This window comes from Niallia sp. M35, assembly GCF_050971705.1.
GTDB lineage: Bacteria > Bacillota > Bacilli > Bacillales > Cytobacillaceae > Niallia > Niallia circulans_A.
The window spans coordinates 85,190-101,421 of record NZ_JBPCEP010000010.1 but is presented as its reverse complement, the minus strand read 5'-3'; the positions used below and the strand labels follow the sequence as shown (position 1 = coordinate 101,421).

Annotated in this window: 14 protein-coding genes; 3 read left to right on the top strand and 11 right to left on the bottom strand. The window is 33.9% G+C overall.

Annotated features, from left to right (window positions below):
• Positions 1–5: 5 nt before the first annotated feature.
• The 5 genes from NiCM35_RS15265 to NiCM35_RS15245 form a co-directional block, all read right to left on the bottom strand.
• Positions 6–1,007 carry an NADP-dependent oxidoreductase gene (locus NiCM35_RS15265; RefSeq protein ID WP_123259826.1) on the bottom strand — a complete coding sequence of 334 codons (1,002 nt, stop codon included), beginning with the start codon at positions 1,005–1,007 and terminating at the stop codon, positions 6–8.
• Between the two features lie 149 nt (positions 1,008–1,156).
• Positions 1,157–2,218 carry an alkene reductase gene (locus tag NiCM35_RS15260; protein ID WP_433779984.1) on the bottom strand — a complete coding sequence of 354 codons (1,062 nt, stop codon included), beginning with the start codon at positions 2,216–2,218 and terminating at the stop codon, positions 1,157–1,159.
• A gap of 160 nt (positions 2,219–2,378) precedes the next feature.
• Positions 2,379–3,128 carry an SDR family NAD(P)-dependent oxidoreductase gene (locus NiCM35_RS15255; RefSeq protein ID WP_123259828.1) on the bottom strand — a complete coding sequence of 250 codons (750 nt, stop codon included), beginning with the start codon at positions 3,126–3,128 and terminating at the stop codon, positions 2,379–2,381.
• Positions 3,129–3,275: 147 nt separating this feature from the next.
• Positions 3,276–3,851, bottom strand: a complete 576-nt coding sequence (locus tag NiCM35_RS15250; protein WP_123259829.1) for a TetR/AcrR family transcriptional regulator — start codon at positions 3,849–3,851, stop codon at positions 3,276–3,278.
• Positions 3,852–4,358: 507 nt separating this feature from the next.
• On the bottom strand, positions 4,359–4,793 hold the full coding sequence (locus NiCM35_RS15245) for a GNAT family N-acetyltransferase (RefSeq protein WP_371473464.1): 435 nt from the start codon (positions 4,791–4,793) through the stop codon (positions 4,359–4,361).
• Between the two features lie 302 nt (positions 4,794–5,095).
• On the opposite strand from NiCM35_RS15245, the gene NiCM35_RS15240 reads away from it, so the two are divergent.
• The 3 genes from NiCM35_RS15240 to NiCM35_RS15230 are packed head-to-tail and all read left to right on the top strand — an operon-like array spanning position 5,096 to position 7,507.
• A complete protein-coding gene (locus tag NiCM35_RS15240) occupies positions 5,096–6,037 on the top strand; it encodes a S8 family serine peptidase (RefSeq protein WP_433779980.1) in 942 nt (313 codons plus the stop codon).
• A 3-nt stretch (positions 6,038–6,040) separates the two neighbouring features.
• Positions 6,041–6,973: an SAR2788 family putative toxin gene (locus tag NiCM35_RS15235; RefSeq protein WP_371473458.1), complete on the top strand. Its 933-nt coding sequence runs from the start codon at positions 6,041–6,043 to the stop codon at positions 6,971–6,973.
• A 12-nt stretch (positions 6,974–6,985) separates the two neighbouring features.
• Positions 6,986–7,507 carry a hypothetical protein gene (locus tag NiCM35_RS15230; RefSeq protein ID WP_172867241.1) on the top strand — a complete coding sequence of 174 codons (522 nt, stop codon included), beginning with the start codon at positions 6,986–6,988 and terminating at the stop codon, positions 7,505–7,507.
• A gap of 449 nt (positions 7,508–7,956) precedes the next feature.
• Here the strand turns inward: NiCM35_RS15230 and NiCM35_RS15225 are convergent, their stop codons facing one another.
• From NiCM35_RS15225 to NiCM35_RS15200, 6 genes are all read right to left on the bottom strand, one after another.
• On the bottom strand, positions 7,957–8,949 hold the full coding sequence (locus NiCM35_RS15225) for a zinc-dependent alcohol dehydrogenase family protein (protein WP_371473453.1): 993 nt from the start codon (positions 8,947–8,949) through the stop codon (positions 7,957–7,959).
• A 235-nt stretch (positions 8,950–9,184) separates the two neighbouring features.
• Complete coding sequence (locus NiCM35_RS15220) at positions 9,185–9,616, bottom strand: VOC family protein (RefSeq protein WP_095331288.1); 432 nt, start codon at positions 9,614–9,616, stop codon at positions 9,185–9,187.
• 122 nt (positions 9,617–9,738) lie between these two features.
• Complete coding sequence (locus NiCM35_RS15215; RefSeq protein WP_123258743.1) at positions 9,739–11,796, bottom strand: PAS domain S-box protein; 2,058 nt, start codon at positions 11,794–11,796, stop codon at positions 9,739–9,741.
• A gap of 69 nt (positions 11,797–11,865) precedes the next feature.
• Complete coding sequence (locus tag NiCM35_RS15210; RefSeq protein WP_095331237.1) at positions 11,866–14,568, bottom strand: response regulator; 2,703 nt, start codon at positions 14,566–14,568, stop codon at positions 11,866–11,868.
• 308 nt (positions 14,569–14,876) lie between these two features.
• A complete protein-coding gene (locus NiCM35_RS15205; protein ID WP_176474222.1) occupies positions 14,877–15,482 on the bottom strand; it encodes an NAD(P)-dependent oxidoreductase in 606 nt (201 codons plus the stop codon).
• Positions 15,463–16,230: a sirohydrochlorin chelatase gene (locus NiCM35_RS15200; protein ID WP_095331241.1), complete on the bottom strand. Its 768-nt coding sequence runs from the start codon at positions 16,228–16,230 to the stop codon at positions 15,463–15,465. The genes NiCM35_RS15205 and NiCM35_RS15200 overlap by 20 nt, the downstream gene beginning before the upstream one ends.
• Between the last annotated feature and the right edge of the window lie 2 nt (positions 16,231–16,232).

Here is a 16,232-nt window from a genome sequence, read left to right as displayed (position 1 = left end):
CCTTTTTAGAGTTTGATAACAACTTTTCCTTTTGGATGTCCATTTGCCACTAATTTTAGTGCAGCATTAATGTCATCAATTGTAAAATTGGTAGGATCAATGGCAGGAACAATATTATTTTCTTCAATGATTTTTGTAATTTTTTCTAATTGTTTTCCGTCAGCCCTAACGAAAATGAATCGATATTGAACACCTTTTTTCTTTGCTTTTTTATCAAATTTCGAGCCAACTAATCCAAAAATAATTTGCTTCCATTTAGGCAAACCTTTATCTATTGCAAACTGTTTATTTGGTCCAGTACGAAGACTCAGTAACCGACCACCAGGCTTAATAATGGATAACTCGCGTTCGAATTCATCAGCACCTAGAGTATCCATTACAAAATCAACTTCCTCTAGTATTTCCCAATAATTTTCCTTTGTATAATCAATATATTGATCAGCACCAGCAATCAACGTTCTCTCTTTCGCAGAGGGACTACCGGAAACAATCACCTTTAATCCCATTGCTTTGGCTATAGGTACAGCCATTTGACCAAAACTTCCTGATCCTCCTGGAATAAACACGGTTTGTCCCTTTTTGGCTTCTAACTCTTCTACTAAACCTTGATATGCCGTCAGGCCAGTTAATGGGGCACCAGCTCCAGTTACCAAATCTAAATTTTTAGGCAAGTGCCAAATGGCTTTGGCATCAACTGCAACATATTCTGCAAATGCTCCAATTTTTTCAATAGGGAGTCTTGTATAAATAGAATCTCCCACGTTAAAACCAGATACATGATTACCTACTTTTTCAACAATCCCTGTTAGTTCATTTCCTAATACAAGGGGCATATCATAGTCTTGAATTAACTTTACACTTCCTGTAATATTTAAAATTTCAAGTGGATTTATTGCAGCAACTTTTACCTTTACCAATACTTCATTATCTTTAATAGTTGGTATAGGGATATCAACAATCTGGGCTTCAATGTTTTTCGAGTACTTTTGTATTTGAGCGGCTTTCATATTCTCAATCTCCTTTAAAAAAACCACCAACTCTTACATTGATGGTTTTTTTCATCATTCGTTTATTTCATTAATTAGTCTAGTTTGTTTATCGTAAAACACCATTATTACTCTAAGCTGTTTTTAACGATTAGATTAGAGCTTGCCTGTTACTCTTTTAAGAATGGATAATCTGTATACCCTTCCGCTCCCCCTGCATAAATGGTATTTTTATCAGGCATATTCAGTGGGGCATCCAACTTCAATCGTTCAACAAAATCAGGGTTAGCTATCAACCAAGTCCCTACAGTTACAACGTCCGCAAGTTCATTATCCAAGTCTTTCGTAAGTTGGTCTAAAGTACGTCCCGCTCGGTTAACAAGAAGTGCTTGCGACCAAAGTTGACGGATTTCTTGTAATAATGATTCATTTCCGAAGTGCATAATGTGGAGATAGGCAAGATTGAGCTTATCTAACTCACTGATTAAATAACGGTACATTTCACTACTTGTTTCTCCCTCTTCTATTCCATTTAGTGTCCCCTGAGGAGAGAAGCGTATGCCAGTTCGTTCTGGACCAATCTCATCAGCAACTGCTTGTGCTACTTCAATGGCAAATCGCGAGCGATTTTCAATCGTTCCACCGTAGGCATCTTGGCGTTGATTAGCATTTTCACTCAAGAACTGTTGAATAAGGTAACCATTTGCTCCGTGGATTTCCACCCCATCTGCACCAGCTTCTACCGCTGATCGTGCTGCTAGGCGAAACTCATTTATAACGTCCTTAATTTCTCCTTCACTCAATTCTCTAGGTGTAGGTATCTCCTTCATCCCTTGTGCTGTAAAAATTTCTATATTAGGCGCAATAGCTGAAGGGGCAACAGCTTGACGGTGATGAGGTGTATTGTCAGGATGTGAGATACGGCCTACATGCATCAGTTGAACAAAGATTCGTCCTCCTTCGTTATGCACTTTTGACGTTACCTTTTTCCACCCCTCAATGTGTGAATCAGTATAAATGCCAGGTGTATTTGTATAACCCTGCCCATCCGCTGAAGGTTGAGTGCCCTCACTTATTATTAAACCAACCGTTGCGCGCTGGCCGTAATACTCTGCCGCCAAATCACTAGGGGAGCCATCTGGCAATGCTCTACTCCTTGTCATCGGTGCCATACCTAAACGGTTTTTTAGTTCTATGTTTCCAATTTTGACTGATTCAAATAACTTGTTCATATAATTTCCTCCTTTATAATCGATATCTCAAGATTTTATTTTAATTGGTATCATGGTTGCAAAAGAATCAAAAGGAAATTTGCTGTTTTCTATTGATACACTTTTGTGAAGATGCCATTTTGTAACTTTCAATTAAAAGCATTTAAGAATTTTTTTTAACTTAAACTTCTATTATTGGATAAATTGGGTTACTTATCTTAAATTCATAATTTTGGTCTACCACACCTACTACCGCATTACTATCGTATAATTCCATCATAAATCCAGCTACTTGCTTAGCTGTGTGGTACATAGGTAAATTTTCTTTATAATTGAAATGATCCAAATCAGTAGCATTTTTAGCAAATTCTGTTTCTGTCATAGCTGGTGCTAAAACCTTTGCCTTTAATTTTGCCCCATTCAATTCTAGTTCCTTTGCAAGACCTTCAGTGAAGGAACTAACATAATATTTAGATGCAGAATAAGTTATAGATCCAACTGCAATTGCATATCCGAGTGCTGATGATACGTTAATTAACTGAGTTCCCTCTTGATCTGCATAATCTCTAACAAATAGGGTGGAAAGGATTGTTAAAGATTCAATGTTAACTCGTAACATCGTTTCAACTTTGCTCAAATTTTGATCTGCAACAAATGCGGATTCGCCCAGACCAGCATTATTAATCCAAGTCTCAATTTCATACCCTTTTAATTTGTTATACAGGATATATGCTTCATCTGTGACAGACAAGTCAGCTGTGCAAATAATAACATCTAATTGAGGGTTTATTTTATGAATAGTTGTTTTTAGTTCTTCTAATTTATCTATTCTTCTAGCAACAATAATTAAATTTTTTCCGCGAGCAGCAAATGCTAATGCTGTCTCATATCCTATACCTGAGCTTGCTCCTGTTATAACTGAGTATTTCATATTATCTCTCCTAAAATTAAAAGTAATTAATGTATTATTAGTAAAAATTAGGTTTCAGCTAAATTGATTTTTAGTTATTGAGAACATTCATTCTTAAAAGAGTAAAAATAATTATTGAGAACGTTCATTCTCAATAAAGTAAAAAAATTAATCTAAAACTGAGAGTGATATATCAACAATATTATTTAATTTTTCACTATCATCAGTAGTTTTAGTCATAACCCTTAGCCCTACTAAGGAATTGTGCAGAAATTCCGAAATTTTTTTTGCATCGTGATGTTTAGATATTTCTCCTGACTTTTGACCTCTTAGTACTAAATTATTTAGCAGTAATTCGGTCTCAGAAAAGCTCTCAACTACCCTATTTGCCGCTTGCTCATCATGTAAGGACAACTCAACTGCCGTATTTACTGTCAAACATCCAATAAGTTGTTGTTTATCTCTAACAATTACCATATCAAATAATTGCCTAATTGCTTCCTTTATAGAATTCTGCTGGTTTACTTCATACTCTATTCTAGTTCTAATAATTTCATTATAATGATCCAACGCTTTTATAAACAAAGTATGTTTGTCACCAAACGTATCGTACAGGCTACGACGATGGATTCCCATATATTTTACTAAATCCTGCATGGAGGTTTTTTCATAGCCTTGTATCCAAAAAAGTTCCATAGCTTTTCGTAATACTTCATTTTCATCAAATTCCTTATTTCTAGCCATACAATCATTTCCTTTAAGTAATCTTAGAGTAACCAGAAAATCTAATGCTTTAAAAGTAATCATCAATCTTAATAAGATAAATTATTGACTTTCTCGTCCCTTGCCAATGATATCATTTTAAGAATGAACAGTAAAGAATAGCATAAAGAGTTACTACCAATTTCACCATTTGTTAGTATGAACCATACGTGTTAAACAACTCCACCTCCTTTAAAGGATTTTTTAATTTATTTCTGAAAACTTAAGATAAGACTAAGTCATATTTTTAGAATGAACATTCTCATTATAACAAAAACCAGTTAATACCTTACAAATCCATAATATCATTTTGAGAACGATTGGTAAAGAATAAATTTTTTGAGGCGTGCTAAAACTACATAGTCGTTTTTAGTCCTCTCTATAGGTACCTTTGTGAAGAAATACACTTAAACAAAACTGCCCCGATAGCAACATAAGAAAAGGCTTCCCTTTTATTTAAGGAAAGCCTACATTACTGGGATATTAATACTAGTTAGATTGGGATAACATCTTAACAAAGTATTTTGGAGATTCAATAAATCCTTGTCTGATATAAAACCTATGTGCATCGATTCTTCTTGAATGACAATGTACTTCAATTCTATCGCAATTTCTTTTCTTAGCTACATTAGTACAATATTCTTCAATTTTAAGTCCTATTCCCTTACTTCTTATGTTTGTATCTACTGCAAAATAACTTATTCTTGCGAAATCTCCTTTTACAGCTAATTGAGGTATAAAATGAATGGAAATTAAAGCCATTACCTCTTTATCTTCCTCATAAACCAATAATTCCTCATTTGGGTCAATGAGAAGTGTTTCTATTTTTCCTTTTATAAAAGTGTCAGTATTTGGATAGTCTAACTGGTTTAACAAAAGATAAATCTTCTGCCAATCCTCAACATTTGCTGTTCTAATCCCCATTTGTTTCACTCTCCAATTTTATTATTTACCAAGATAATTCGCTATTCTTTTTCAACTATCCTGCCCGTTTCTTCCATAAGCTGATTTTTTATTTATTACAGGAATACTGCCAAGTTTGTGCCAAAAGAAAAAAAACAATCCCTGCAATAAATAGGTTAATAATTTTTTCATTTTTGTTTGTTGTTTTTAATATTAAAGAATGAAATCGGGCGAAAATTAAGTATATATGTTGAATATTGTATCCCTTTTCATTATAACAATGCTAGTTTATTCCTATTTTTACAATAAAAAGGGGGAGGATAGTGAGAAAAAGACTAATATATTTAATGTTACTTATCTTATTAATAGTTATTATGGCAATAGTGTTTTTTCAAAGTTTCGTAGTGTCCAAGCAATCTGAGGATAAATTGAAACTAGAATCACAAGTCACTTCATGGGGAAGCGATTTATTAATATCTGATATTTCTCCAGAACTTAATCAAAAGGTCAAGATCGCTATTATTGACAGTGGAATAAACAAACAGCATGAAGACTTACAACACATTAAATTCACTGAATTTAATGTTTTAGATAAAGAAGCGGCCATTATCGATGAGTTTGGTCATGGAACAGCTATAGCTGGAATAATAGCAGCAGAGAATAATGAATTTGGAGTAATTGGGTTAAATCCAAATGTAGAAATTTATGATGTGAAAATACTAGATGAAAATGGAAAAGGCGAGGTTGAACATCTAATTGAAGCAATTCATTGGTGTATTGATCAAAATGTAGAATTAATTAATCTAAGTTTTGGTTTTCAAACAGAAAGCAAACCACTAAAAGAGGCTATTGATAGAGCTATATTAGAAGGGATTATTATAGTTGCATCAGTTGGCAACCGATTTGGTATGCGTGGTGATTATCCTGCGATTTATGAGGATGTTATTGCAATAACATCGGTTGATGAAGATTTAAACCGTTCTAGTTTTGCCTCTAAACATGATATTGACTATGCCATGCCAGGAGAAAATATATACACGACTAATAAAGATGGTGGCTATTCGTTTTTTGATGGAACAAGTTTTGCTACTGCCCATGCAACAGGTATTATCTCTATCCTCCTCGATTATTATAAACAAGAACATAATGAATTTAAAAAGAATACTAGTTTTAATGATTATTTAAAACAGCATTCCGTTTCTAACAATGATTGGAAATTTAGTGATTATGGATTTGGTATTTTAAAATTAAGAAAAGAGGACTAATTTATGAAAATAATTAAGAAAATATTTACCGTACTTATTATTGCTTGTTTATTAACTACTGTTATGCCCCTAGATTCACTACAAAATGTTAAAGCAAATGTTGGTGCATCTGATTCTAAATTTACACTGACTAATGAAGAACAAGAAAAAGTAGAGAAAAGTTTAAACGATGAACTGGTTACAGAATTAGATACTAAAAATAATGAAGAGTTAGCTGTTGAAGTAGCTGATGTATCAAGTGATTCCGTAGTTGTAGAAACAACTTATGAAGATGATGAAAATGAAGCAAAATTCGAGTTGGAATTTTCATTTGAAACAGACGAAATCATTATGAAAAGTGAGTATCTCGAAGAAGGACAATTAGTTGAAGGGGAATTTGAAATAGAAATACTAGAATTAAACGAAGACTCATATGTTTTTAATTTTATTGATCTTAATACAAGAGAAGAATATATGGTTGACTCCACACAAATTGAAGCATCTGCTTTACCTGTAATTGTTTATTTTATTGGTTCACAAGTTGCGAGAATAACAGTTCAACATATCGGTAAAAAAGCAATCTTAAAAATTGGTAAAAAAACATTCCAAGCTAAGTCTAAAAATGCTGCCAAGAAAGCAACAGTCAATTTTTCTAATGTAACCATTAAAGCTGGAGGGAAAAATGTTTATTTTACAAAGGCTAAAATGCAACATATTCTACAAAATCACCACCCAAGTTATTGGACAGGAAAAAGTGGTAAATCAATGTTTGACCCTAGTTTAAGTGTCAATCAAGTAAAAAACATTGTTACTAATGTTATTAACAGTAATAAAACTACCATTGGAAATGCTCTCAAAAAAGGAAACTCTGTTAATGTTTATAAGACTATAAATGGTATAAAATATAAAGTGAATATAGGGAAAGATGGGTATGTAAAATCTGCCTATCCAGTTTAATGAGGTGATAATATGCTAAATATTGAAACTTTGATTAAGGATATAAATATCAACATAGGTAACAAATCTACTTTCTTATCAATTAATAATCCATTATCTGCTGATTTAGTAAATCAAACCTTAGATGAAAATGACCATGATTATCTAGAAGGAGCAATCAGATTAGTATGCAACTCTGAAGTTATCCTAACCGAAAACATGGAAACAACGGATTTGCTATTTACATGGCAAACATTGGTTGAACCTATATTAACACCAGAAAATAAAGAGTATAAAATATCAATTTTAGATTCCTTATATGAAGTTAAGCTATTAACCAATAACTCAGGATTTACATTTTTTATTAATAATATATCAAGTAAAGACAAACAAATTTCAAATACTATTCCTAAAGATGAGTATTCGAAAGCAATAATAGAGGGATTCCTAGCATTTGGAGAATTTCTCGTCAATAACCAATTTTCTTTTTCAGAGGAAAGTTCCTATTCGTCTTTCATTCAAGATTATAAAGCTTTAAAACAAATGAAAGAATAAATAATTGCGATATTCCCACGTTAATAATAAAAAATTATGAAGAACAGAAGAGGTAAGTCTCTTCTGTTTTTTTGCGGGGCACTCAATAAAATCCTACATGAACCTAAAATTGCACATAGATTCCTTTATCCATTATTCTCGAGTTGTCTAGAAACAAAGAAATGAATTGCAAATTTGCTCTTTTTTCATATGAAAATGAGCTAAGTTTAGCTAATATATCTTGTAGGCTCTATTCCAGTGATAACAGACTTCATGTAGCTTTGAAATAAAGTTTGTTAAAAATATTATTGACTCCTTATTTAACTAACAAAGAAAACAAAAAATTCATTTTGAAGAAAGATTGATCAAAAAAGTTTTTCTCTTAATAATTCTGTTAAATCCTTTTATAAGAAAGTTTACTTATTTCTAGCTCTTTATTCAACTAACGCAACCGTTGAACAAGAATTAACTCAGTAGCTTGTTAAAAATACTTTCCCTTTAGTCTCTTTAGAAGATTCAACAACATCAATAGCCGTTTTTATATTCAGCAAGTCATACCTAGAATCTACCATCATCAAACGTAATTTCTGCTCATCTATTAGCCTTATCAAATGACTAAAGGTTTCTTGCCATTTATTTACGGGGACATTTTTATTCCAATTCCGTAAATGAAACATATTAGCATTAACTTTGGCTTTATTTACAATATCCGCCCAGTTTACTTGTATCCCTGATAAAAGACCGATGGTTAAAAAATTGCCATTAGGACGCACACAAAAAGCCAAATCGTTTCCAGGTGAACCTCCTACAGAGTCAATAGCAGCATCCGCACCAATTCCATTTGTTAATTCCATAACTGTTTCGTAGAGTGAAACATTAGAGGTGTCTATTACATAGGAAGCACCAAGATGAAGTAAGTCTTCTTTATATTTATCATTTCTAGTGACTGCAATTAATCGAAAACCTAATATCTTCGATAATTGAGCAAAGATGTGACCAATCGAAGAACCACCTGCATTAACCAATAAAACATCATTTGCTTTTAGTTTCAAGACTTCATTACAAGTCACCCACGCTGTAATTGGATTGATATACATCTGCGACGCCGTAAAGTCATCAATAGAATCCGGTATAGAAACTGCAAGTTCTGATGGTGTCTTAACAAATTCTTGCCAAGTTCCTTCCCCACGTAAAGGTAAAACACGTTTACCAATGAAATTGTGTGAAACCAAAGAACCAACATCTTCTACTATTCCAACTCCTTCATAACCAGGAATATTTGGTAAAGAAATCCGATGAGAATATGACCCTCTAATCGGTATTAAGTCGGAAGGATTTATTGGACGTGCTAACATTCGAACAAGGATTTCATTATCTTTTGGTGGTTCTATGCTTTTATATTCAACTGTTAACACATCTTTTGGGTTACCGAATTCGTAGAATCTAATACATTTTGCATCCAAAACTTTAAATCTCCTTAAGATAAATCAGATTTATTTATTATATCATCTTGAACTAAACTGCCCGTTTCTTCCATAACTATAATAAACAAGTTAACATAATCAAATAATTATAGATTCTCTTAATTACCTACATTTACTGAAAAAACTCTATCCTAATTTACCTTTAGATATTAAATGTCTTTTAATCAAACTTTGCTTTAAATAATCAGTCTTTATTTTAAAACACCATTTCCTTTTAAAAATCAATCATTGCTCCTCTTTCATCAAATACAGAATCAGGATTCCAAGCAACTTCCCAGAGATTGTTTTCTGGATCGGCAAAATAAGCTGTTCTTCCGCCCCAAAAGGCATCGCTTGCTTCTCTTATAATCTTTCCGCCTGCCTCTTTGACTTTTTCCATTACTGTGTCTACATCCTCAGGGGTATTTACATTAATAGCAAAGGTAACCCCTCGATAACCCTCCATGGGATTTTGCAGTTCTACTCCTGCGTCCTTCGCTAATTCCTCTAACGGAAACAATGTTAGCAAAACACCAGCTGTCTTAAAAATAGCATATTGATCAGAGCTTGATTCCTTTTCCAGCCAGCCAATCCGCTGGTAAAACCTTCGCAATTCTGGTAACCGTAATGCTCCTAATGTAAGCAATGAAACTCTTTGTGGTACCATTTCTAACCCCTCCACATATTATTTTCTCCTCTTCATTCGATTTTCCTTTAGAAAAACCCTCTTATATTGATTTTTTTTGTCATAAAAAAAGAAAAATAGAAGAACTGCTAGCTAAGCAATCTCTATTTTCCTTCCTCTATCTCAAAACACACGGAGAATTTTGTACCACTCTCACTTGTATGCACTTTTATTCTTGCCATATGACGCTCAGCAATTCGATAACAAACAGCCAGTCCTAGCCCTGTCCCATTATCCTTTGTTGTAAAGAAGGGGGTTCCTAGCTTTTTTAATATTTCTTCATCGATTCCATTGCCGCTATCAATAATTTCCAACACAATATACTTTCCTTTACAGAATGTTTTTATCGTGAGAATTCCGTCTGGCTCCATAGCCTCTAAACCGTTTAGAGCAAGGTTTAATAAAAGCTGCCTTATCTCTTTCTCATCCAAAAATAGTTCTGGACATTCCTCTAATTGAAGGTTCACCTTCTTACCTGTCAATAAAGCTTCTGCATTAATTAAAGGAAAAATAATTTCAATAATTCTATTTAACGAATATAATCGTTTATCGCTCGTCTTATTTTTAGCTAATGTTAGAAATTCTTTGATGATTTTATTCGCTCGATCTAACTCGTCAATCATGAGTTCCATATGCTCTAGTGATAGGTTAGAGGGATTTGATTTTCCAATTTGTAGGAATCCATGAACGGTTGTCATCGGATTACGAATTTCATGGGCAATTCCAGCTGCCATTTCGCCAACTAGATTTAATTGATCAAGTCTAGCCATTTCTTTTTCAAATGCTAATCGTTCTGTTATGTCATTTAATACAATTAACACACAATTCTTCTTTTCGATCGTTATAATTTCAGTGGATAGTAATCCTTGTTTCTGCTCTCCATTTTTCAGCATGAAATTGACTCTTTGATTTTTAAAAGGAGTGAGCCATTCTTCTTCCTGGAAACTCTCTTCTATTCCATTAATTTCTTTCGCTATTTCCCATTGATAACTATCATCCTTCAATTCCTCGATTGTATAACCCGTGCTTGTTACCCAGTTATTATTTACAGCAATAAAACTAGGATTTTGTAATGTGCGGATTGCCATCATACATGGACTCGCCTCAAATATTTGTCGAAAGCGTCCTTCTGAAAGCATTAAATCATCTGTTACCTTAGATTTTTCTTCTCTTTCCCTATGTAGTTGATGATTCATGGATAATAACTCCAGCGTTCTTTCTTCAACAGCATGCTCTAAGCGATCAAGTTGCTGCTTTCTTAATAATTCCACTTCTTTTCTTTCAGAAATATCACGAATCGTACAAACAAATAACTGATAATCCTCTACCATTGCATCTCCAATGTAAATATCCACTGGAAATACAGTATGATTCTTCCGCTTCGCCTTCGCTTCTATCATTCTTCCGACTAACTTAGGAACCATCATCTCAAATGTAATAGGTGTTTCTCCAGATATTTCTGACTCAGCAGAATGTAAGAGTACTTCAATCGAAGCTCCTATAAGCTCTCCTTCTACATAGCCAAACATTCTTTTCACACTTGGGTTGACACTAATTATTATTCCTTCTTCGTCAAAGGTAACAATTGTGTCTTGTAACGCCTTCTGTAACACCGAAGAGAAGACGGCATTTTTGGTTAAATCCATTTTCGTTATTCTTAATTCCTTATTCATTTTCTCCAATTCTGACGTTGTTTGCCAATTCATTTCGTGGAGGCTTGTCGTATGACTTTCAAAAATTTGCACAAACTGGGCCACTTTACTTCTTAGTGCATCTGGATTAAATGGTTTAACAATATAATCAATCGCCCCTGCTTGATAGCCTTGTGTAATATGATGAATATCTTGACTGATGGCAGTAATAAAAATAATGGGAATATGTCGTGATTTTTTTCGTTCTTTTATTAATTTTGCTGTTTCAAACCCATTTAAGCCTGGCATTTGAACATCGAGTAGAATTACGGCAAAGTCATATTTCAAAATGCATTTTAAAGCTTCTTCACCGGATTTAGCAAAAACCAAATGATACCGAGGAGAATTTAATACTGCTTCTAAGGCCATCAGATTTTCTTGTAAATCATCTACCATTAAAATATAGATTGGTTCTGATACGGAAGAAGATAGATTTTTCTTTTGTTCTATAGATTGAGCTGAATACTGCATAAATTTATAAAGCCTCCTATCTATTAACAAGCCATTTACCAATGTTACCCAGATACTAGTATCGCTTTATTATTCTTTATAAAGCCATACTTGAATAAGCGAATATAATTGCTCTAAATTTACTGGTTTACTAATATAATCAGATGCTCCAGCTTCCATGCACTGTTCTCGATTATGTTTCATCGCCTTTGCTGTTAAGGCGATAATTGGCAGCGTTTTAAATTTATCTTTTTTCCGTATGATGGAAATAGCCTCTAAACCACTCATTTCTGGCATCATAATATCCATCAACACAAGATCAATATCCACGTTTTCCTCTAGAAGGCTAATCCCATCCTTCGCATTCTCTGCATAAAGAATTTCAATATTGTACTCTTCCAATGCTGCATGGATGGAAAAAATATTCCGTATATCATCATCTATAATTAGAACTTTCTTCCCTATTAAATTAGCACTCTTATTTAGTTCCGTAGTATCGATTAACTCATTATTTGTTACTGCAATTTGTCGATAACTTTCTTCAATAGGTGATTGTTCGACAGCTCCTTTTTGCTTTTGGCGCTTTACAGGCAAATAGAGAGAAAATGAACTACCCATTCCTTCGATACTTGTTGCTACCAATTCTCCCCCAAGTAAGCGGGAAATCTCTTTACAGATAGATAACCCAAGACCCGTTCCCCCATATTTTCTGCTGATGGTTCCATCTGCTTGCTTAAATGGTTCAAATATAATATTCATTTTATCCTTAGGAATCCCAATCCCTGTATCCTTCACAGTGAAGGATACGATAGATTCATCCGCGATGGCAAACCTGGACTTGGCTGTCTCCTCCATCCGAATAATCAGCTCCACACTTCCCTTTTCTGTGAATTTAAAAGCATTGGACAATAAATTTTTTAATACTTGATTTAAACGATGTGTGTCTGTCTCTATAAAAGCAGGCACCTCTTTATCAATTTTCACACAAAAATCAAGTTTCTTTTGATTAGCGATAGGAGAAAACTGGCTTTTCAAGCAGTTTTGTATCCCTTCCATTTTTACTGGTTCCTCTATTATTTCCATCATCCCAGTCTCAATCTTCTCCAAATCTAATATCTCGTTTATTAATCTTAGTAATTCATTACCAGAGTAATAGATAGTCTGCAAATACTGGATTTGTTTTGTAGTTAAATTCTCATTTTCCTTTTCAACGAGCATTTGCGACAGGATTAGCATACTATTTAAAGGCGTTCTAAGCTCATGAGACATATTCGCCAAAAACTCCGATTTATACTGAGAGTTATAGATTAACTGCTGAGCCTTTTCCTCTAATTTCTTTCCTATCTTTTCTAGCTCTGCATTCTTTTCTTCTGACACTCTGTATTGTGCCTGTAATTCTTCATTAATAGCCATTAATTCCTGCTGTTGAGCTTGTAGTTCCTCCGATTGGCTTTGCAGCTCCTCCGTCAAACGCTGCTCATCCTCTAGCAATCTCTTTACTTCTAGTCGATTAAAAATACCATGAATAGATATACCTAAGTATTCTCCCACTTCTTTAAGTAAACTTTGCTGCACCGGTCGGAAATATTGCAAAGAGGCTAATTCTACAATCGCTAATACTTCTCCTTCATAGGAAATGGGCTGAATAAGCACCTGCTTTGGTTCTGCCTCTCCTGAACCAGATTTAATCTTTATGTATCCATTGGGAATATCAATAAGACTGATGCTTTTATTCTCCTTTGCAGCTTGTCCCACTAAACCTTCACCAAGCTGAATGATAGATTGTCTGTCTTCATTATCAAAAGCATAATTTGCTATTTCCTTGAGGCAGCGGGCATTACCCTTCTCGCTTAACAGATAAAAAACACCATATTGTGCACCTACAGCAGGAGTTATTTGACTAATGAAGTAATCAGCAAGAGATTCCATCGTTTCTACCATTGAAAAACTAGTTGTTATTTCTGCCAATCGTGAGTCAAGCCAACTTTGCTCTTCTGCCTGGGCACGGCTTTCAATTTCATCTCGAGAATACTTTTCCAAAGTTGTTACCATTTCATTAAAGGCACGAGCAATTTCTCCTATTTCATCCTTCGAATTAATCTCCAGCCTTGGAAACTTTATTCCTCTTTTAAAGGAAACACCGGACATCACTGTCGTAACTTTATGTAGATTTTTCGTTAATCCCCTTATTAAATAAATGGCCAATGTAATGCTGCATATTACTCCGACTATAATATAGGCATAAGTCATTAATACGACAATATCATATGTTTTTTTTGAATCTTCTAGTTCTTCTTGCATCTCTTTAATCTGGGCACTATAAAGCGAACTCGCGATTTGTAATAATCTATTTTTTTCATCACTTTCTCTTGCCCAAAAATTGGTATTCATTTTTTTATTTTTGGCTTCTACTATTTGTTGGCCCTTTTCTTCAAAGGGTTGATATAATGTCGAAAATTTTATTAATAAATCCTGCGTTTCATCCCTTTTATCATTCTCGGTTAAGAAATTATACGCTTTGTTTATTTCTTTTCTTGTTTCTTCCATTTGTCTCATTGTTATTTCATTGAGTGTTTTAGAGGATTGTGAGGATAATTCATATATTTGTCTACTTAAGTTAGTTACTTCATTCTTTAACGTATAGGCTGCATTAATTCTCTCTGTTTTATCATGTGCAAGAACATGCATTTTGTCATTTTGCTGTCGAAGCATACTCATAAGTACAATAATTAAAATCGTAATGAACACAAAAATAATGCCTAAACCAACATAAAGCTTTGTACTAAATCTCATGTATCCTCCTATCAATCTACCAGTTTAAAAGCATAAAATAAGGAAACTCGGAAGATTATTTTTGATAAACAAGCATGAATATTTATAAACAAAGATGACTTTTACGTTATAAAAATAATTCTATTCTACAAAAATTATATGTTAAATATGGAAATGATACAATATGATAATTGGATAAAACTAGGAGCAGCCGGGAGGGGAACTAACATGTCCAGAGCGTAAAAAACTCTTTTATTTAAGTTATTATTGGTATACAGTGGATTCCCCTTATTTAGGACATAATGAAAACCCCTAAACCTGATATAAGCTTATAGGTTTAGGAGCTTTTCATAATAATTATGGCGTAAACTAGCTGAAGCTTTATATGCATCATCCAATATTTCCGTTAAAATAGCATTAGACACATCAGCAGAAAGCGATCTTTGTTTGATAAGAGTCCGAACTTCATATAAAAAATCAATATACGCAATATAATTATCATCATACTTTTGCTGCCATTCCTCTTTCAGCTTTTTTGCTAGTTTCGGGCTTGCACCATTAGTGGAAACACTTAAGTGAAGACGCCCCTTTTTAAAGCTAGCTGGAATCTGACAGTTTCCTTCTTCAAAAGAAGAAGCATCATTCACTAAGCAAAACGATTTAATTTGTTTAGCGATACGATGATTTTCTTGTGAATCATTGGTTGCTGTAATAGTTAAAAAGGCATGGGCGAAATCTTCCTCTTTCCCTGTTCGTCGCAGCAGCCTGATTTTCCTGTCCTCTGAAAGTTCTTCTATTTCCGTACAAACTTTGGGACTAATCACCGTTACACTAGCTTCTTCATCTAGAAGCATCAACACCTTTCGATAGGCAATCTTGCCTCCTCCAACTACTACACAATGTTTATCTTTTATATCAACTAGTAATGAAAGCATATTCATTCCCTACCATCATTTCGTCTATTCTTTCTTTTAATATTCCAGCTATTAATGGGTCATAACCCAAATAAGGAGCGAGTTCGTATTCTTTATGGTTACTTTTTATTTTATTAATAGTTTTTTCCATTGACTTCATCAAAATTCCCGTAAAAAGAAGATAGGGAATTACCAACACATGGCGATAGGAAGAATGATCTGCCATTTGCAGTGCTTCTTCAAAGCTTGGTTGTGCAGCAGTTAAATAACAATCCTGTACAACGATTTGTTCCACTTGTTGTTCAAGTAAAGCTGCTATTTTACCTAAATCACGTTTTACATCTGGATCACTGCTTCCTCTTCCCACAAGCATAACAAGCATTGTTTCATTACTTTCTTTATAAAGAGAAGCGCTCCGAATTTTGTCTGCAACAATTTTAACCATTTGAGGATGAACTCCAATCGGTTTGCCATATTTCATCTGGACATGCGGATATTTCAGCGAAAGCTTTTCTAATACTTCTGGAATATCTTTTTTGGCATGGGCTGCTGTAAGAAGCAAAACGGGTATGATATTAATGGTGGAAGCACCTTTTTCTACACATTTTCGAAAACCTTCTTCAATGGAGGGATCAGCCAATTCTAGGAAAGAATATTCTTGTATGCCTTTGAAACCATTTATCTTCATACACTTTTCAATAAAGGAGATAGCCTGATCGCTTGCTTCCTTTACCCTGCTTCCATGACATATATATAATACTGCTTCCATTA